General features: G+C 38.4%; 16 protein-coding genes. 6 read left to right on the top strand and 10 right to left on the bottom strand.

Annotated features, from left to right (window positions below; translation table 11 throughout):
• Window positions 1-28: 28 nt before the first annotated feature.
• Window positions 29-235 (bottom strand): putative signal transducing protein, encoded by a 207-nt coding sequence (locus tag BLR37_RS08945; protein ID WP_039474032.1) that lies wholly within the window; start codon window positions 233-235, stop codon window positions 29-31.
• Window positions 216-1142 (bottom strand): CPBP family intramembrane glutamic endopeptidase, encoded by a 927-nt coding sequence (locus tag BLR37_RS08950; protein WP_090767370.1) that lies wholly within the window; start codon window positions 1140-1142, stop codon window positions 216-218. The genes BLR37_RS08945 and BLR37_RS08950 overlap by 20 nt, the downstream gene beginning before the upstream one ends.
• A gap of 43 nt (window positions 1143-1185) precedes the next feature.
• On the opposite strand from BLR37_RS08950, the gene dusB reads away from it, so the two are divergent.
• Both dusB and apaG read left to right on the top strand, forming a co-directional pair.
• On the top strand, window positions 1186-2193 hold the full coding sequence (dusB, locus tag BLR37_RS08955) for a tRNA dihydrouridine synthase DusB (RefSeq protein WP_039474026.1): 1008 nt from the start codon (window positions 1186-1188) through the stop codon (window positions 2191-2193).
• Between the two features lie 34 nt (window positions 2194-2227).
• Window positions 2228-2614: a Co2+/Mg2+ efflux protein ApaG gene (apaG, locus tag BLR37_RS08960; RefSeq protein ID WP_090767373.1), complete on the top strand. Its 387-nt coding sequence runs from the start codon at window positions 2228-2230 to the stop codon at window positions 2612-2614.
• 390 nt (window positions 2615-3004) lie between these two features.
• Here apaG and BLR37_RS08965 read toward each other — a convergent pair whose 3' ends face one another.
• A complete protein-coding gene (locus BLR37_RS08965) occupies window positions 3005-3700 on the bottom strand; it encodes a zinc metallopeptidase (protein ID WP_090767376.1) in 696 nt (231 codons plus the stop codon).
• 83 nt (window positions 3701-3783) lie between these two features.
• On the opposite strand from BLR37_RS08965, the gene BLR37_RS08970 reads away from it, so the two are divergent.
• On the top strand, window positions 3784-4920 hold the full coding sequence (locus tag BLR37_RS08970; RefSeq protein WP_090767380.1) for an NAD(P)/FAD-dependent oxidoreductase: 1137 nt from the start codon (window positions 3784-3786) through the stop codon (window positions 4918-4920).
• A gap of 23 nt (window positions 4921-4943) precedes the next feature.
• On the opposite strand, the gene BLR37_RS08975 is transcribed toward BLR37_RS08970, so the two are convergent.
• Together BLR37_RS08975 and purU are read right to left on the bottom strand one after the other, a co-directional pair.
• Window positions 4944-5753: a hypothetical protein gene (locus BLR37_RS08975; RefSeq protein WP_090767381.1), complete on the bottom strand. Its 810-nt coding sequence runs from the start codon at window positions 5751-5753 to the stop codon at window positions 4944-4946.
• 72 nt (window positions 5754-5825) lie between these two features.
• Window positions 5826-6665 (bottom strand): formyltetrahydrofolate deformylase, encoded by an 840-nt coding sequence (gene purU, locus BLR37_RS08980; RefSeq protein ID WP_090767384.1) that lies wholly within the window; start codon window positions 6663-6665, stop codon window positions 5826-5828.
• Between the two features lie 189 nt (window positions 6666-6854).
• Between purU and BLR37_RS08985 the strand changes: the two genes are divergently transcribed.
• Window positions 6855-8228, top strand: a complete 1374-nt coding sequence (locus tag BLR37_RS08985) for a DNA recombination protein RmuC (protein ID WP_090767888.1) — start codon at window positions 6855-6857, stop codon at window positions 8226-8228.
• A 326-nt stretch (window positions 8229-8554) separates the two neighbouring features.
• On the opposite strand, the gene thiL is transcribed toward BLR37_RS08985, so the two are convergent.
• The 3 genes from thiL to nadA form a co-directional block, all read right to left on the bottom strand.
• Entirely contained in the window at window positions 8555-9592 is a 1038-nt protein-coding gene (gene thiL, locus BLR37_RS08990; protein ID WP_090767386.1) for a thiamine-phosphate kinase, read from the bottom strand.
• A gap of 102 nt (window positions 9593-9694) precedes the next feature.
• Window positions 9695-10933 (bottom strand): dicarboxylate/amino acid:cation symporter, encoded by a 1239-nt coding sequence (locus BLR37_RS08995; RefSeq protein ID WP_090767389.1) that lies wholly within the window; start codon window positions 10931-10933, stop codon window positions 9695-9697.
• 52 nt (window positions 10934-10985) lie between these two features.
• Window positions 10986-11984: a quinolinate synthase NadA gene (gene nadA / locus BLR37_RS09000; RefSeq protein ID WP_090767392.1), complete on the bottom strand. Its 999-nt coding sequence runs from the start codon at window positions 11982-11984 to the stop codon at window positions 10986-10988.
• A gap of 450 nt (window positions 11985-12434) precedes the next feature.
• Between nadA and nadB the strand changes: the two genes are divergently transcribed.
• Window positions 12435-14021, top strand: a complete 1587-nt coding sequence (nadB, locus tag BLR37_RS09005) for an L-aspartate oxidase (protein ID WP_090767395.1) — start codon at window positions 12435-12437, stop codon at window positions 14019-14021.
• 105 nt (window positions 14022-14126) lie between these two features.
• Window positions 14127-14639 carry a gamma carbonic anhydrase family protein gene (locus BLR37_RS09010; RefSeq protein ID WP_090767398.1) on the top strand — a complete coding sequence of 171 codons (513 nt, stop codon included), beginning with the start codon at window positions 14127-14129 and terminating at the stop codon, window positions 14637-14639.
• A 109-nt stretch (window positions 14640-14748) separates the two neighbouring features.
• On the opposite strand, the gene BLR37_RS09015 is transcribed toward BLR37_RS09010, so the two are convergent.
• Window positions 14749-16395, bottom strand: coding sequence for an Ig-like domain-containing protein (locus BLR37_RS09015; protein ID WP_090767401.1), 1647 nt, complete (start codon window positions 16393-16395; stop codon window positions 14749-14751).
• Window positions 16396-16516: 121 nt separating this feature from the next.
• Window positions 16517-18379 (bottom strand): tRNA uridine-5-carboxymethylaminomethyl(34) synthesis enzyme MnmG, encoded by a 1863-nt coding sequence (gene mnmG / locus BLR37_RS09020; RefSeq protein WP_090767404.1) that lies wholly within the window; start codon window positions 18377-18379, stop codon window positions 16517-16519.
• Window positions 18380-18384 lie beyond the last annotated feature (5 nt).

Here is an 18384-nt window from a genome sequence, read left to right on the forward strand (position 1 = left end):
AAGGGTTTAAGGTTTAAGGTCATCATCATTACTCTATTTCGTTTTCGACGATATATTCGATGGCCTTATCGAAATCTACTTTATTAACGAGCACATTTATTTCGCCGATATAATAAGCGGAGAGCTGTTTATTCATCGTTACAGCCGGAATACCGGCTTCTGTTAAGCCCTGTTTTAATACCTCGGCGGCAAAAGCATCGCCGGTGGTATATACTTTAACCCAATTTTCGCTCACGTGTTGCGCTATCTTTAAAAAATTTAAACAAAGCTATGGTAATTATTGCACTAATTAAATAGCCATACCACGCAAATCCGATTGGCTCATCGGCTTTATCGAGCGGCATGTGGTGTTTTTGCATGTAAAAAGCTGCACAAACAGCATAAGCATTATTTAAAAAGTGTGCAAACATGGCGTACCAGATACTACCGCTAAAATAATACAGGTAGCCAAAGCCAGCTCCCAGCAGCATCCGCGGCACAAAGCCATAAAACTGAACGTGTATGGTGCTAAAAATAATGGCCGAAAGCCAGATTGCGAGATGGGGGTTGCCAAAGGCGCGCTCCAATGATCTCTGCACACCACCCCGGAACATCAGTTCTTCGCCAATGGCAGGTAAAACCGCAATCATCACCAGGTTTACCAGAAAATCGAAATTACTCCGAACTGTAATCAGCTGAATGGTCATTTTAGCAGCCAGTTCTTCTTTTTCTTTCATCCAGGCTTCAATTCCTTTTAAAAAGCCTGGCAAAGCCATTTTTTGGTTCCAGATTACGGTCCACTCCATAAAAGGCATGCTTACAATCATAATAACTACAACCAATACCAGCAACAAAACCCTGGGTTGTTTAAAACTATAAAAACGGGTAATTTTTGTTCTTTCGGTTAAAGCCAGGGCAAGCGGAGGTAAAACAAATGTACCTATCGAACTTAAAATCTGTATCACCTTAAAACCCGAAATATACCTGGCATCGCCCGATAAAAGCAGGTCGAAATTACTGATTAAACCCATCCCGTACATGGCAATGCAGATTACAACTGCAATGATGCCAAAAACAAAGGCCCCGGCAACTGCGTAAAATAAAAGTAAAAGTAATTGCAAGAAAGGATTGATTTCCTCGTGTTTAGGTGTTACAAAATTCATTATTTGTACCTTTGTATGTTTTATTAATCGTTGAAGATAGAAAATGTCTGTAAAGATAGGAAATATTGATTTAGGAGAATTCCCGTTATTGCTTGCCCCGATGGAAGATGTAAGCGATCCGCCATTCCGTTATGTATGCAAACAAAACGGAGCTGATATGATGTATACCGAGTTTATATCTTCGGAAGGATTGATCCGCGATGCAGCAAAAAGCAGACAGAAACTGGATATTTTTGAATATGAACGACCTATCGGCATCCAGATTTTTGGTGGCGATATCGATCACATGCGAGAAGCTTCTGAAATTGCCTCTGCCGCAGGGCCAGATCTGGTTGACATTAACTATGGCTGCCCAGTAAAAAATGTGGTATGCAAAGGTGCGGGTTCCAGCCTGCTTCAGGATATTGATAAAATGGTAAAAATGACAGATGCGGTTGTTAAGGCTTCGCACCTGCCTGTTACTGTTAAAACCCGCCTCGGCTGGGATGATAACACCAAAAATGTTCGTGAAGTAGCTGAGCGTCTGCAGGATGTGGGCATACAGGCCTTAACCATTCATGGCCGTACACGGGCACAACTATACAAAGGAGAAGCCGATTGGACGCTAATCAGGGAAATTAAACGTAACCCGAGAATCAAAATTCCAATTTTTGGCAATGGTGATGTGGACAGTCCGGAAAAAGCAGCCAACTGGCGCATGGAATATGAAGTAGATGGCATTATGATTGGCCGTGCGGCTATCGGCTATCCCTGGATTTTCCGCGAAGTAAAACATTTCTTCAAAACAGGAGAACACCTTCCGGGACCAACTATAGAAGAAAGAATTAACGTATGCCGTACACATTTAGATAAATCGCTGGAATGGAAAGGTCCTAAAACCGGAATTTTTGAAATGCGTCGTCATTATGCCAATTATTTTAAAGGACTGCCCGACTTTAAACCTTACCGTATGCGGTTGGTAGCTGAGCCGGATATCAATAACATTTACAGTATTTTAGCAGAAGTGGCAGAAAAATTTGCACATTACGATGCCACGAAAGTACTGGCTTGATTTTTGAACAGTTTTTTGTACATTCACAATCACCATGGTTACAGCTATTACAGATGGAGTTAAAGTTTCGGTAGAAACGGTTTACCAGCCCGAATATTCTAATCCGGCCAACGAGCATTATATGTTTGCTTACCGCGTAGAAATATCTAATCTTTCTGATTATGCTATACAGCTGATGCGTCGCCAGTGGTTTATTTTCGATTCGAACAGTAGCCGCCGCGAGGTGGAAGGAGAGGGAGTTGTGGGTTTACAACCCATTATCCAGCCAGGTGAAACTCATGTTTATGTATCTGGATGCAATTTAAAGACCGATATGGGCAGCATGAAAGGCACCTACCTGATGAGACGCGATATTGACGGTTCGGAATTTGATGTAGATATTCCCGAATTTCAGTTAATAGCACCTTATAAACTGAATTAATTTTTTTCTTATTGTCAATTGCCAAAGCTTAGTTGAAAAGCAATTCTAGCGTTTCATTTTAAGCATAGCGCTGCTTTCCGCTGTAATCCCTCTTTTCATCCGATAGCTATCGGATCAGGTTTAAAAAGCAATGCCACTCCACTTATTACCGTTTTTAATCATGTGTCGCAGATTTTATGCGTCTAGCAACCAAAAATAGTACAACCAGCCCTGCCGCCTAAACCTGATCGAAACGGGCACGAGTGCAATGAGTAAAGTGTAGAGCAGGATTGCTTTAACCGATAACAAATAAAACCTGCTTTCCTAAAAAAGAATTAATTATTTTAAAAATCATAAACAAAAATGGCAGGAAAATATCCCGGCAAGCCTCTGTTTTTAATAGGTTATTGCTTAATCTCTGCTTCTTCCAAAAAGCATTGAAGCATAGTACAATAAATTAGCTAAAGCACCAACTGCTGCTACAACGTAGGTCATTGCAGCCCACCACAAAGCATCTTTTGCCTGTGTATTTTCTTCCTGCGTTTGCATTACGCCGTAGTTATTTTTTAACCAGGCTAGCGCCCTATTACTGGCGTCAAACTCAACCGGAAGCGTGATAATGCTAAATATGGTTATTAAAGCCAAACCAACCACACCAATTGCTAATACAATTGGGTTACCGGTAAAACTGATTAAAAGTACGCCAACTAACAAAACCCATTGTAAAAGGTTAGATGAAATGCTCACTACTGGTACCATGCTGCTCCTTAAGTGCAACCAGTTATAAGATTTAGCTTGTTGTAAAGCGTGTCCACATTCGTGTGCAGCCACTGCCGCCGCCGCAACACTACGGCTATAGTAAACATCTGTACTTAAATTTACAGTCTTATCTGTAGGGTTATAATGATCCGTTAATTGTCCTTCGGTACTCATCACCTTCACATCGTATATCCCGTTATCATGCAGCATTCGCTCTGCCACCTCTTTGCCCGATAAACCTGAGCTCAATTGCATTTCGGCATATTTGGAAAACTTATTTCTAAAACGCCATTGTACAAACATGCTCAACAATAATACCGGGATGATTAATATTAAATAAACTCCCATTTTCTCATGTATGTTTTTCATTTCCCGTATATCAAAAAGCGTTCCCATATTATTTCGCTGTTAAAAAACAGTACATTTATAGTATGCCAAATACACTTTCATATTGGGAAAGAGAATCGTTTTTTAATTACGATGTAATTATTATTGGGAGTGGCATTGTGGGTTTAAATGCAGCTATCCACCTTAAGAAATCGGCTCCATCTTTAAAAATTGCCTTGCTCGAAAGCGGTTTTCTACCGGCAGGTGCGAGCACTAAAAATGCCGGTTTTGCATGCTTTGGGAGCATTTCTGAACTCATTGAACAAGAAGAAAAGGCTGGAGTAAATGGTTTGGCGGCACTTATAGAAAAACGATGGAAGGGCTTGCTTAAACTCCGAAATTTACTTGGCGATAACACTATTGATTACCAATGTTTGGGCGGATATGAATTATTTAAAAAAGGCGACTATGCATTGGCTACAAAATGTGTAGCCAAAATTGAACATTACAACCAGCTAACGCGCAATATCGTTGGTATCAATGCTTTTAGCATCAGCTCAAAAAAAGCAAGTGCTTTTGGTTTTGGCCCAATTGAAGCATTGATCGAAAATAAATACGAAGCGCAAATTGATACGGGTAAAATGATGTTTGCCCTAATTGGCTACGCACAAACATTGGGTGTAAGCATATTTAACAATTGCAGGGTTGATAATATTACGGAAGAGGAGCGAGGTTTACGCTTAATGACCAAAAACGGCATCTTTGCCTGCAAAAAAACGATTGTAGCTACCAATGCATTTATTAAAAATTTAATTCCTGGAGTAGATATCCTTCCCGGGAGAGGGCAGGTTTTAATTACCAAACCCATTAAAGACTTGAAAATTAAGGGTACTTTTCATTACGATAAGGGCTATTATTATTTCCGGAACATCAACAACCGGGTTTTACTGGGCGGAGGCAGGAACATAGATTTCAAAGCAGAAGAAACAACTGCTTTTGGGCAGACAGCTATTGTTCAGGATGCATTACAGGATTTATTAGATACGTTGATTTTACCCCAAATCCCTTACGAAATAGACCTTCAATGGAGTGGTATCATGGCATTTGGCCAAATGCTCGAACCGCTTATTGAAGAAGTTAAGCCCCGTGTATTTTGTGCTACACGCTGTAACGGCATGGGTATAGCTATTGGCTCGCAAACAGGAGCAGATGTTGCTGACCTGCTCCTGCAAAGTATGTAATTTATTTAAAGGCAGAAATAAAACTATTTGCTTAACATGGTCCTCATCTTATCTAATTTATCCGCATAACCATTATCCTTAACAATCCATCTTTTCACTTCATTACACCAGATGTCAAAATTTCTTATATCTGCTTTAATATAATACTGATAAGCAATGTTATAGGCCATATCAGCTTTTGCAGACTCATCCCCGCAAATTCGTATCGCTTCGATATAAGTAAGCTGGGCAGCTCTCATTTTATCGGCTTTTGCCAGCCTAAAAATTTCCTGCTGGTAGCTATCTGTATAATTTCCGTTCAAAACCTTTATTCTTGATTCTTCTTGAGGTTTTGGGATTGTTTCACTAATAAAATTTGTACCATCAAAACTGAAATAAGTATATGTACTTACAGCTAATGCCTTGTACCGTTCGGCCTGCTTAAACCTCCTCCATTTTTTGCATATCATAGCCAGTTTAAGGTACCGGTCTTGTTTATTGTTTTTCCCGATATAATCAAATTGGACAGGCTTTTTTTCAACCTGAAGATCTGCAAGTCTTTTGGATGGGATTACTGCAACTTTACGCTCGCTTGGTTCAATTCTGTTTTTAACTTCTGGGGTATGCTTAGGCAGGTAAATACCATTTTCGATTGTAAAAGATCCTTTGAGATTGAAGGTAAGTCCTGCAGAATTATCCAGATAAACATAACCGAAAGCATAACTGGCACCATCATCGAGCGATAGCGCAATCCATTTGTCTTCACAATCAATTAATAACTTGTCGAATTTTAGCCCGTCCTGGGCCCTGGCGCCGAAGGCGCATAGGAATAGTAAGATGAATACGCGTTTCATTTAAAATCATTTTGTGTGTACCTAAATATAAGGATTTATTTACATCAAAAAACGACAGGAAATTACTTCTGCTTACTTAAATACAATTGTTTTATTTCCGCTTACAAAAACGCGATCCTCAAAAATAAGCTCAAGTGCTTCTAACAATACCTTTTTCTCTATTTCTTTTCCGGCACGTACCATTTCCTTAACGCCAAAATTATGGTCAACATGATTGGTATGCTGGGTAATAATTGGTCCTTCGTCCAGGTTATCGGTTACAAAATGAGCTGTTGCACCAATAATTTTTACACCCCGCTCAAAAGCCTGACGGTAAGGATTAGCGCCAATAAAGGCGGGCAAAAATGAATGGTGGATATTGATGATTTTACCGGCATAATCCTTCACAAAATCGGCCGATAAAATGCGCATGAATTTGGCAAGCACCAGATAATCTACATCAAATTGATTTACAATTTCTTTTATCTCTGCCTCAAAAACATCTTTTTCCTTATTGTTATGATCGACATAAAAAAACGGAATGCCCAGTTTTTCGGTAAAATCACGCAAAGATTCATAGTTACCAATTACGCACTTTACATTAGCCCCCAAAGTTTTAAAGTGGTTTTTTATCAATATTTCGGCCAGGCAATGGTATTCTTTGGTTACCAAAACAGCAACCTGTTTTTCCTGCTGTGTAATTAAATTAACTTCAGCATTTTCAGGAAGATTTTCGAGCAGTTTTTCTTTTAGTGCTTTAGCATTTTCGAGTATTCCGGTACAGGCTATGCGGGTAAAAAAAGCCTTGTTGGCTTCGTCAACAAATTCGCGCATGGCAATTATGTTAAGCTGGTGTGCCGCCAACACACGCGTAATGTGGGTTACTAAACCAACCTGATCGGGGCAGGATATGAGTACTGTTAATTCGTTCATATGGATACGGAAAACCAATGATAAAAATTTTTCGCCTATTTTCCGGCTTTTTAATGCAATAGCTTTCTTTTAAATACACTATATGATTTAATATACACTATTTAGCCATTTGTTCAGCGGCAAAACAGTAAGCGAATTATTTTGGTAAATACACTTATTTTTTTGAATTTTACTAAAATTTTTATCATTATGGAAACTGTTGCCGTTGCATTATTAATTGTTGTTTTAATTGTTTTGGTCATTTTGTTGGTTAGAAAGCCTCAAACTCCAGTCGCACAATTTTCAATTGAAGATTTCGAAAGGATGAGGACTGAAAACGAATCGTTAAAAATTAACCTGGCCAAAGCTGATGAACGGGTAGCTAATCTATCGACAGAGAAAGAACACGTTACCATTTTGCTTAAACAGGAGCAGCAACGCCTGATTGATGAATTGCAATCGGAGCGTGATCGCCTGGCCGATGCCAACCGGGAGCTGGAAAGTACCCGCTCTTTTTACCTGGCTGAAAAAGAAAAACTCACTGAGCAAAAAATCAGTTTTGAGCAATCGCAACAAAAACTCAATAAGGATTTCGAATTGATCGCCAATAAAATACTGGAAGAAAAATCGACCAAATTTATTGAGCAGAACCGTACCAATCTGGATATCATCTTAAATCCGCTGAAAGAGAATATCAAGGCTTTCGAGGATAAAGTTGAAAAGGTTTACAAAGCTGAATCAGACGAAAGGAATACACTGAAAGGCGTAATTTCGTTATTGATGGATCAAAGCAAACAAATACAGGAAGATGCGAATAATTTAACCAAAGCCCTGAAAGGCGATAGCAAAAAGCAGGGAAACTGGGGTGAAGTAATTTTAGAAAAGGTTTTAGAACGCTCTGGTTTGGTACGCGACCAGGAATACCGTATACAAGCTACGCACACGTCTGCGGATGGCAGTCGTTTTCAACCTGATGTGGTGATCGATTTGCCCGATGATAAACATTTAATTGTAGACGCTAAGGTGAGTTTGGTGGCATACGAGCGTTCTGTGTCTGCCGAAACAGATGAGGAGCGTGACGGCTATGTAAAACAACATTTAGCCTCAATTAAAAATCACATACAGGAGCTGTCATCAAAAAATTATCAGGATTTGTATAAAATCAACTCGCCTGATTTTGTGTTGCTTTTCGTGCCCATTGAATCATCATTTAGTATTGCGGTACAGAAAGATGCCGAACTATTCAATTTTGCCTGGGACAGACGGGTGGTAATTGTAAGCCCATCTACTTTATTGGCTACTTTACGCACCATAGCCAGCATGTGGAAACAGGAACGTCAAAACCGCAATGTCATGGAAATTGCCCGTTTGAGCGGTAATATGTACGATAAGTTTGTCGGATTTATAGGTGATATGGAAAATATCGGCCGCTATGTTAAGCAGAGTCAGGATGCTTATGATAAAGCGCTGAACAAACTATCTGAAGGATCCGGCAATTTGGTTAATGCTTCAGAAAAAATTAAAAAACTGGGTGCAAAAGCCACGAAACAAATCGACTCGAAATATTTAGATATTACCGAATAAATTAAGGCGTTTTGCAACAAAAGGGGCGAAGCCCCTCGATTTTTTTTGGCTATTTTTCATAAAAACGAAAGCGAAAAACCTACTAAGTTAGTGATTTTTATTTAAAGCCCTATAGACGATTTTTTTTTATATTTTTTTGTTCTTCGGTATATAGTGTAATTATTTGGCTATCAGAACAGATTACAAGATTTTCCAAAACAAAAAAACGTCATTGCGAGAAGGAACGACGAAGCAATCTTTCATGCAGGTAATTCTTGCTACAAAGATTGCTTCGTCGGCTGAAAAAGCCTTCTCGCAATGACGAAATTCTTAGGTGTATGTCAATTTTATTTAAAAGCGTTCCAACCCTGGGCTTTTAACTCATGTACATTGTTAGATTTGGAAACCATTTTGCAACCCGAATTTTTATCAGTAACATGGCCAATTACGGTGATATCTACATCATGTTTCAGTTTTTTGTAATCATCCTGACTAATGGTAAATAATAACTCATAATCTTCGCCACCACTTAAAGCACAAACAGTTGGGTCGATTCCCAATTCACGTGCGGTTTCGTATGTCATCGGATCTAAAGGAATTTTTTCTTCGTAAATGGTAATGCCTTTATCGCTTTCAGTGGCCAGGTGCAAAATTTCTGAAGCCAAACCGTCCGAAATATCAATCATCGAAGTAGGTTTAATGTCCATTTCTTCCAAAAGTGCCACAATATCCATGCGTGCCTCAGGTTTTAACTGGCGCTCAATAATATAATCTTTACCTTCCAGATCGGGTTGGATTTGAGGGTTTTCCAAATAAATTAACTTTTCGCGCTCCAGTATCTGCAGCCCCATATAGGCACCACCCAAATCGCCAGAAACACAAAGCAAATCATTTTCTTGTGCACCATTCCGGTATACCACTTTATCGGCATCGGCATAGCCAATACTGGTAATGCTAATTACCAGACCTTGTTTACTCGATGAAGTATCGCCGCCAATTAAATCGATATTGTATTTATTGCAGGCCAGTTCAATACCTTTATAAATTTCTTCTACAGCTTCTAATGGAAACTTACTCGAAACACCGATAGAAACTGTAATCTGGCTGGCCTTTCCATTCATCGCATAAATATCGCTCAGGTTTACCTGTACTGCTTTGTAACCCAAGTGGATTAAAGGCACATAAGCCAGATCGAAATGTATGCCTTCCAGCAAAAGATCTGTAGATACCAGTGTTTGTTTTCCTTTCGAATCCAAAACGGCTGCGTCATCTCCAATACCCTTTACCGAATAATCATTTCTGATTTTAAAATTTGTGGTTAAGTGTTTGATTAAACCAAACTCTCCCAATTGATTAATATCTGTACGTTCTTTATTTTCAAACATATACTTGTTCTTTCTTTTTATAAAAACTCTATCTACCGTCATGCTGAACTTGTTTCAGCATCTCTCAATTAGGCTCTGAAACAAATCCGATAGCTATCGGAATCAGCTTGACGAATCACCTTTTTCAATCCAATTCTTTCCTTCTGTAAACCTGGCAATTAACATGGCGGCGACATTATCGCCGGTTGCATTGAGCAAAGTTGCCATCGGATCAACCAAAGTACCGATAATCATAGCGGGTGGCAAAGCTTCAGGTGGTAGTTGGTAAGCCGAAATCATCAATAACTCGCCAATATAACCACCATTTGGTATTCCCCCCTCAACAATACTGACCAAAACCGTAATGCCCAGTGCCAGAATTATGGTATCAACATGTGCCAAATCTTTTCCAAAAATGGCAAAAACCACAACAATTTTAACAATCGAACTGATACTCGATCCGTCTTTGTGCAGGGTAGAACCGAGCGGAATGGTTACATTGGTAATGTAAGCAGGTACGCCCATTTTCGTAGTTCCATCTAAATTTGCCGGAATAGTTGCAATGCTGCTACAGGTTCCAATTGCAGTTAAAGCGGGTACAATATTGTTTTTCCAAAATATTTTAATGGCTTTAAATCCCCCAGCTATAAAAGCATAAAGGGTAAAAAACACCACAAAATAAAATGCGCCAACTCCATAATACAAACCAAGGGCTTTGGCATAAGTACCAAAAAGTTGCGGACCAAAAACACCCACCTGATAGGCAAAATAGGCTCCCAAACCAATAGGCCCCAGTTTCATGATCAGGATGATTAATTTTTTCATCACCTCATTGCCCGATACCAGGAATTTTTTAAATCCCTCGCCAGATTCTTCGGCATATAAGGTTGAAAAGCCAACCAGAACCGAAAAAATAATCAGCGCAAGCATATTTTTCCGACTGCCAATTTCATAAAATTCGCCAACCGTAAAAAGCTGGGTCATTTGTTCGCCAACCGACTGTATTTTAGTGGTTTCTTCTGGTAAATTACCGGCAGCAAGTTGCTGATGAATAGGAAAAACCCAGCTGGCCACTAATGTTAAAATGGCAGAAATTAAAATGGTGCCCAGAAAAACCAAAACCATAATGGTTAATAGCTTTCCTAATTTTTTTGATCGGTCTATATTGGCAATGGCCGATGAAACCGCAAAAAATACCAACGGAATTACTGCAGTAAACAACAGGTTTAAAAATATATCGCCAAGGGGTTTTATACTTTCAACACTTTTCCCAAAAATTAAACCGACAATGCTCCCCACTGTAATACCAGCCAAAAGCCACAATAAACCCGAATAATTTTTAAGGATGTTGTTCTTTTCCATATTGCTTAAATAAACCTATCAGGTTTTAAAAACCTGATAGGTTTTTTATCTATTATAACCCCAGCTCTGCCGAAATATCCAGCATTCTTTGAATTGGTTTACGGGCCTGCTCAATAATATGCTCAGGTACTGTAACTTCCGGATAACCATTTTTAATACATAAATATAGTTTTTCCAGCGTATTTCTTTTCATATACGGACAATCGTTACAGGCACAACTGTTATTGGGTGGCGCCGGAATAAAAGTTTTATCCGGATTTGCCTTTTCCATCTGGTGAATAATACCACTTTCGGTAGCCACAATAAACTCAGTTGCCGGGTTGCTAATAGTATATTTTAACAAACCGGTAGTTGAACCTACATAATCAGCCATTTTTAAAATCACTTCTTCACATTCCGGATGCGCTATAAATTTAGCATTCGGATGGCGTTCTTTCAGTTTGGTAATTTTTTCCTGCGAAAAAATTTCGTGTACCATACAGGCACCATTCCACAGAACTAAATCCCTTCCGGTTTTTTTAGCTACATAAGCGCCCAGATTCCGATCAGGCCCGAAAATAATTTTCTGATCTTTAGGTAAACTTTGCACAATCTGCACCGCATTGGTACTGGTACATACAATATCACTTAAAGCTTTTAATTCGGCCGTACAGTTTACATAGGTGATTACCAGGTGATCGGGATATTTTTCCTTAAATTTCTTAAAGAGATGAGGTGGACAACTATCTGCTAAAGAGCAACCTGCCTTTACATCGGGTAATAAAACCTTTTTATCAGGCGATAAAATCTTTGCCGTTTCGGCCATAAAATGCACACCGGCAAATACAATTACATCAGCATCTGTTTTAGCAGCCTCTTGAGACAAACCTAAACTATCGCCAATATAATCAGCAATATCCTGAATATCAGGTTCTTGATAGTAGTGTGCCAGAATAATTGCATTCTTTTCTCTTTTTAAACGCTCAATCTCGGCGAAAAGATCGAGTGTAGGATCAATTTCTTCTTCTGCGAAACCTTTTTTATTGATTTCTTCTAAGACATCTATGTTCATTATTAAATTTTCCTTTTTTGAATTTTGACGTTGGTCAAAGATAAAGCTTTCCACGTCTCAATAATTAATAAGTATTTTTAAATAAATAATTCTTGTTTGTTTATTAGTGTGTTGATAATGTTGGCAAGTTCAGAAAATTCTTTCTTTAAGATAAGTTATTAATCGTTTACTAACATTTAGATTACATTTTTCTAATATCATAAGTTTGATTTTCAGGCTTATCGAAAATCGCTTCAATTTTTATCAATATCGGAATGTTAATTGTTTATAAGTGGGGAAAAAGTTAATTACTTGTAGAAAGCTGCTTAAAAATTGCGCAAAAGATTGTGGCAAATTGTGTTTTTAGAGTAGCTTTAAACATTCAAATTTATTTGTTAGGATAATTTAGACACAGAGTTAACAGTTATTCAATAGTTATTAACATCGTGGATAAAGTAAATGTTTTTATTAATGAGAAAAGTAGATTTTCTGGTAATTGGCTCTGGTATAGCAGGTTTGAGTTTTGCACTTAAAGCAGCAAAATATGGTAAGGTTTTAATCGTCACCAAATCAAATGAAGACGAATCGAACACAAAATACGCTCAGGGAGGCGTAGCCGTGGTTGTGGATAAAGATGATTCTTTTGAAAAACATATTGATGATACACTGATTGCCGGAGATGGATTATGCGATCCAAAAATTGTGGAAATCGTTGTAAAAGAGGGGCCTCAGCGGATTCAGGAGATTATAGATTATGGTATAAACTTCGATAAAGATAATGCTGGTTTTTACGATCTGGCGAAGGAGGGGGGCCATTCTGAGCACCGTGTTTTGCACTATAAAGACATTACCGGTTATGAGATTGAACGTGTTTTATTGAAGGAGATTCATGCCAATCCGAACATAGAGATATTAACACATTACTTCGCACTGGAGCTAATAACCCAACATCACCTGGGTGAGTTTGTGGATAAACGTACAGAAGATATTAACTGTTACGGGATATATGCCTTTAACACAGAGCTTAACGATGTGGAAAAGATTGTGGCAAATGTGACTGTAATGGCTTCGGGTGGTGCCGGACATGTTTATTCTGCAACAACAAATCCGGTTATTGCCACAGGTGATGGAATGGCGATGGTGTATCGTGCAAAGGGAAAAGTGAGAAATATGGAATTTATTCAGTTCCATCCAACCGCTTTATATCATCCTGGTGAATATCCTTCTTTCTTAATTTCAGAAGCTGTACGGGGTTTTGGTGGCGTTTTAAGGCGAAAGAATGGCGAAGAGTTTATGCATGAGTACGACGAGCGTAAATCACTTGCACCGCGTGATATAGTGGCCAGGGCTGTGGATAATGAAATGAAGAAATCGGGTGACGATTTTGTGTACCTGGATATCACCATGCGCAAAAAGGCCGATATTTTGAAGCATTTCCCTAATATTTATGCCAAGTGCTTATCTATAGGTATAGATATGACTAAAGATTATATCCCGGTAACACCAGCTTCGCACTACATGTGTGGTGGTATTTTGGTTGATGAGTATGGCCGTTCTTCTATTAAAAATTTATATGCCTGTGGAGAATGTTCTTCAACAGGTTTGCATGGTGCTAACCGTCTGGCTTCCAATTCGTTACTTGAAGCTACAGTTTTTGCACACCGCATTTATCAGGATGCAATAGAGAACTTTAAAAATAATGTTATACCGGATCACATACCGGATTGGGATTCGAAAGGTGTAACGCAGAGCAACGAAGATGTTTTAGTTACCCACAATTTAAGGGAATTACAAAAAGTAATGGGCGATTATGTGGGTATTGTGCGTTCCGATTTTCGTTTAGAAAGGGCACATCGCCGTTTATTTTTAATTTATCAGGAAACGGAAGAATTTTATAAAAAGAATAAAGTATCGGTTAAGCTTTGTGAGCTGCGTAATGTAATACAAACGGCTTACCTGGTTATAAAATCGGCCATGCAACGTAAAGAGAGCAGGGGATTGCATTTTACGACCGATTATCCTAGTCATGCTAAGGAACTAACAGATACTATTTTTTAATTTATTCGCTATGTTGATCCGATAGTTATCGGATTTGTTCAGCATCTCATAAACACAATATTTAAAAGACTCTGAAATAATTTCAGGGTAACATACAATAAAATTATGCCTTTAATACTACCCGTAAAAGATAAATACCCGCAAATTGGAACTGACAATTTTATTGCTGAAAATGCCACAGTTGTTGGTGATGTTGTGATGGGCGATAAATGCTCGGTATGGTTTAATGCTGTGATCAGAGGTGATGTAAACGCAATTACGATAGGTAATGAAAGTAATATCCAGGATGGAGCTGTTATTCATGCTACTTATTTAAAAGCTTCTACACATATCGGAAACCGCGTATCAGTAGGGCATAATGCCATTGTACATGGTTGTACGGTACAAGATCATGTTTTAATTGGCATGGGTGCAATTGTGATGGATCATGCTGTAGTTGAAGAGTATTGCATCATTGCTGCCGGTGCTGTGGTGTTGGAGAATACAATATGTGAAAGCGGACATTTATATGCTGGTACACCTGCGAAAAAAATAAAGCCCATTACTGAAGAGCAAAGGGCTTTATTAAATAAGTTACCTGATAATTATATTATGTATTCGGGGTGGTTTACCTCCTGATATACGTCATTTCGAGCGGAGTGTAACGGAGTCGAGAAATCTATTAGTTGGTTAATAGATTTCTCCGCTACGGTCGAAATGACGGGTTCTTCTGTAATGAACAATACTTTTAAGGTCCTTTGGGTGGTGCTGGTATCACCAAAGGATCTTCGCGTTCCCAGTTGGGTTTTAAATCCATTAAAGCCTTTAAATACCATACTTTTTCGGGCTGGAAACCTTCTTTTACATTTCCGGTATCCCAGATGCCATTCTTATTATCATCATAAATCACCCTAATCATATACTTTCCTGCCGGGTACTTCGAGAAGGTAATTTTTGAGTTTTTTGCTACCGGAAAGGATTTGATAATATCTTTTTTCTCGTTTAGAAACTGTACTACGTAACGTTTACTGGTATCGGGAACGGTTACATTTAATAATAAAGTGGTATAAGCATCAGCACTTTCGAGTGTAAAACGCTTATTTATTTCTTTATTTTTAGCATTAAAAATGGCTGTAAAAGCGCCTGCACCTAACTTTAAATCGTAAGTCTTTTTGTTTTTCCATGGGTATTTAATGTAGTATTTAAGAAAGTCTACGCTATCTTTTACAAGCTCAAAAGCTGTACGTTTTACTGAATCTTCGAGCAAGATTATTTTAGAGGCATCGGCTGCAGTTACCGGAAACGGAAAGGTGAGGGTAAGTTGTTGATAGGGATTTAACTTACCGCCCTGCAGGTTATCGTTAATGGTCACATCGCGCGTATAGGTATCTTTCTTACCCCGTGTAAAATTTAGCATCTGTAATAGCTTCCCTTGATCGTTAACAGCTACTTTTACCGAGTCGAAACTCATGTCATTGAGCCATATTTTAGTGGTATCGTTGGTTTTATTAAAGAAAACCTGTTTACCTGCATCCAGTGCAGCTGGCTCTGTAATGGTAATTTTAGGGCTTTTAAGCTGCTGATTGAAGGTAATGAGTATACTACCATCATTATTGAGTTTTCGCTCTAAAACACGAAATTCTGGTGCTAATTCTTTGAAAGTCTGTAAATCTATATTTTCCAGATTTTTATCAATTACAATGGGTTCTTTTACAAAACCAATTTCATCCGAAATTTGCTGGTATATTTTATCGCCACCACCACTACTTTCCTTAAGGGCATAGATTTTATAAGTGCCTTTTCTCAGGTTATTTAATTTATACGTTCCGGCACTATCGGTAGTGGTATAAATAGAAGGGCGCTTCTTTCCAAAAATGGTATCACGTTCAATAGGTAAGATGAAAACAGTTACATCTTTTTCAGCTTCATCGCTGAGAGAATTAATTACTTTACCACTTACCGAAAGTGAATCGATTTCAGGACCGGTAGAGAATACGTAAGATAAATTTTTAACCACATTACCTTCGTTTACATCGGCTACCGATTTTCCAAAATTTAAAGTGTAAGTTGTATTTTTTTCTAAAGAATCCTGGAGATTAATTTCTAACTTTTTTCCGCGCTTTTTTAGTTCCGGAGCTTTTTCCTGATCGGGAGAAATTGAAAATTCTTTAAACTCATCTTTCAGATTAAAATATTCGTCGAACTCGATTACGATTTTTTTAGCATTGAAATTTCTCGTCTGATTTTTTGGAGTCATACTTAAAACTTTCGGTGGTGTAGTATCTTTCGGTCCACCTTGAGGTGTTTGCATACTTGCACAACCAAAAAGTAGGAGCAAGGCGAAAAGTACCACTAAATTTTTAAGCTTAAAATGCTGGTTTTTTAAATTTGGCATATTTTAATCGTTCTGACGGATTTTTGTACTTTTTGGAACTCTGATATTAAAAAATGTTTTTAATCGCTTATATCGCTTTATTTGATGTTGCTTTTATTTTAGTTAAGTTGCTGGTTATCAGTTACTTATTTATATAAACCATTAAAACAGAAATATCTGATGGTGAAACCCCAGAAATTCTCGATGCCTGACCTAAAGTTCGTGGTTTTATTTTAAATAATTTTTCGCGTGCTTCTTTTGAAATGGAAACAATTTTATTGTAGTCGAAATCTGGTTTAATTTCTTTGTCTTCCATTTTTAGCATTTTGGCTACAATCTCATTTTCTTTTTCAAAATAGCTTTCATACTTAATTTTAATTTCGGCTTGCTCAATAGTTTCATTATCCAGTGCTTTGGTAGCTTCGGCCAAAGGTTTGCTTACCTGAATAATATCTTGTAAACCAACATGCGGTCTGCCTACTAAACTGTGAATTTTTACATTCTGGTTTAAAGCACTTGAGCCTAAACTTTCGAGCATCGGGTTTGCATCTGCCATTTCAATACCCTGGCTTCTTGTAAATTTTACTAAAGCTTCGGCATCGGCTACTTTTTGATTTACCTTAGCTAAGCGTTCATCCGAAATTAAACCAAGCTCATGACCGATAGGAGACAAGCGAATATCTGCATTATCTTGTCTCAATAATAAACGATGTTCGGCTCTTGAAGTGAACATGCGATATGGCTCTTCTGTTCCTTTTGTAACTAAATCATCTATTAAAACACCAATGTAACTTTCCGATCTTTTCATAATCAGCTCGTGTTTGTCGGTGATTTTTTGGTGTGCATTAATACCAGCCATGAAGCCTTGACATGCCGCTTCTTCGTATCCGGTTGTTCCGTTTATCTGTCCGGCTAAAAATAAATTACTGATTAATTTAGTTTCTAAGGTTAAAGATAACTGAGTAGGTGGGAAGAAATCGTACTCTATGGCGTAACCTGGTCTGAACATTTTGGCTTGCTCAAAACCTGGAATTAATCTCAATGCTTTAAATTGTACATCCTCGGGAAGTGAGGTTGAAAAACCATTTACATAAATTTCGCAAGTGTTCCATCCCTCAGGTTCAACAAAAATCTGATGTCTGTCGCGCTCTGCAAAACGGTTAATTTTATCTTCAATTGAAGGGCAATATCTCGGACCTAAACCTTTGATACGACCAGTAAACATGGGCGATTTTTCGAAGCCTTCTTTTAAAGTTTCGTGTACGTCTCCATTTGTATAGGTAATCCAGCAACAGCGTTGATCGGTAGAAACAACTGTATCTGTGTAAGAAAATTTACCAGGGTTTTCATCTCCCCATTGCTCTTCCATTTTAGAATAATCTAAGCTACGTCCATCAACGCGGGGTGGGGTACCGGTTTTCATACGTCCGGCTTCCATACCTAATTCTACCAATTGTTCAGTAATACCGGTTGATGATTTCTCTGCTGTTCTACCTCCACCAAATTTTTTCTCACCAATATGGATGGTTCCATTTAAGAATGTACCATTGGTTAATACCACAGCAGTGCTTTCTATTTCTATACCTAAAGATGTTTTAACGCCATATACTGTATTGTCTTTTACCAATAAGCCTACAACGCTATCTTGCCAGATATCGAGGTTTTTCGTGCCTTCTAAAGCTAATCGCCACTCTTCTGCAAATCTCATTCTATCTATTTGGGCTCTCGGACTCCACATGGCAGGGCCTTTAGATTTATTGAGCATACGGAATTGAATGGTTGATTTGTCAGATATTATACCTGAATAACCGCCCATAGCATCTACCTCACGAACGATTTGCCCTTTGGCAACACCGCCCATTGCAGGGTTACAACTCATTTGGGCAATGGTACCCATATTCATTGTGATTAATAGAACAGATGATCCTAAATTGGCAGCAGCAGCAGCAGCTTCACATCCTGCATGACCGGCACCAACAACAATCAAATCGTATTTTGAAAACATTTTAT

This window comes from Pedobacter soli, from assembly GCF_900101435.1.
GTDB classification, from domain to species: domain Bacteria; phylum Bacteroidota; class Bacteroidia; order Sphingobacteriales; family Sphingobacteriaceae; genus Pedobacter; species Pedobacter soli.

Excerpts from the sequence above, each read along its gene's own strand:
- BLR37_RS08950 (WP_090767370.1), bottom strand. The coding sequence starts at position 1,142 with ATGAATTTTGTAACACCTAAACACGAGGAAATCAATCCTTTCTTGCAA.
- dusB (WP_039474026.1), top strand. The coding sequence starts at position 1,186 with ATGTCTGTAAAGATAGGAAATATTGATTTAGGAGAATTCCCGTTATTG.
- apaG (WP_090767373.1), top strand. The coding sequence starts at position 2,228 with ATGGTTACAGCTATTACAGATGGAGTTAAAGTTTCGGTAGAAACGGTT.
- BLR37_RS08965 (WP_090767376.1), bottom strand. The coding sequence starts at position 3,700 with ATGGGAGTTTATTTAATATTAATCATCCCGGTATTATTGTTGAGCATG.
- BLR37_RS08970 (WP_090767380.1), top strand. The coding sequence starts at position 3,784 with ATGCCAAATACACTTTCATATTGGGAAAGAGAATCGTTTTTTAATTAC.
- BLR37_RS08975 (WP_090767381.1), bottom strand. The coding sequence starts at position 5,753 with ATGAAACGCGTATTCATCTTACTATTCCTATGCGCCTTCGGCGCCAGG.
- purU (WP_090767384.1), bottom strand. The coding sequence starts at position 6,665 with ATGAACGAATTAACAGTACTCATATCCTGCCCCGATCAGGTTGGTTTA.
- BLR37_RS08985 (WP_090767888.1), top strand. The coding sequence starts at position 6,855 with ATGGAAACTGTTGCCGTTGCATTATTAATTGTTGTTTTAATTGTTTTG.
- thiL (WP_090767386.1), bottom strand. The coding sequence starts at position 9,592 with ATGTTTGAAAATAAAGAACGTACAGATATTAATCAATTGGGAGAGTTT.
- BLR37_RS08995 (WP_090767389.1), bottom strand. The coding sequence starts at position 10,933 with ATGGAAAAGAACAACATCCTTAAAAATTATTCGGGTTTATTGTGGCTT.
- nadA (WP_090767392.1), bottom strand. The coding sequence starts at position 11,984 with ATGAACATAGATGTCTTAGAAGAAATCAATAAAAAAGGTTTCGCAGAA.
- nadB (WP_090767395.1), top strand. The coding sequence starts at position 12,435 with ATGAGAAAAGTAGATTTTCTGGTAATTGGCTCTGGTATAGCAGGTTTG.
- BLR37_RS09010 (WP_090767398.1), top strand. The coding sequence starts at position 14,127 with ATGCCTTTAATACTACCCGTAAAAGATAAATACCCGCAAATTGGAACT.
- BLR37_RS09015 (WP_090767401.1), bottom strand. The coding sequence starts at position 16,395 with ATGCCAAATTTAAAAAACCAGCATTTTAAGCTTAAAAATTTAGTGGTA.
- mnmG (WP_090767404.1), bottom strand. The coding sequence starts at position 18,379 with ATGTTTTCAAAATACGATTTGATTGTTGTTGGTGCCGGTCATGCAGGA.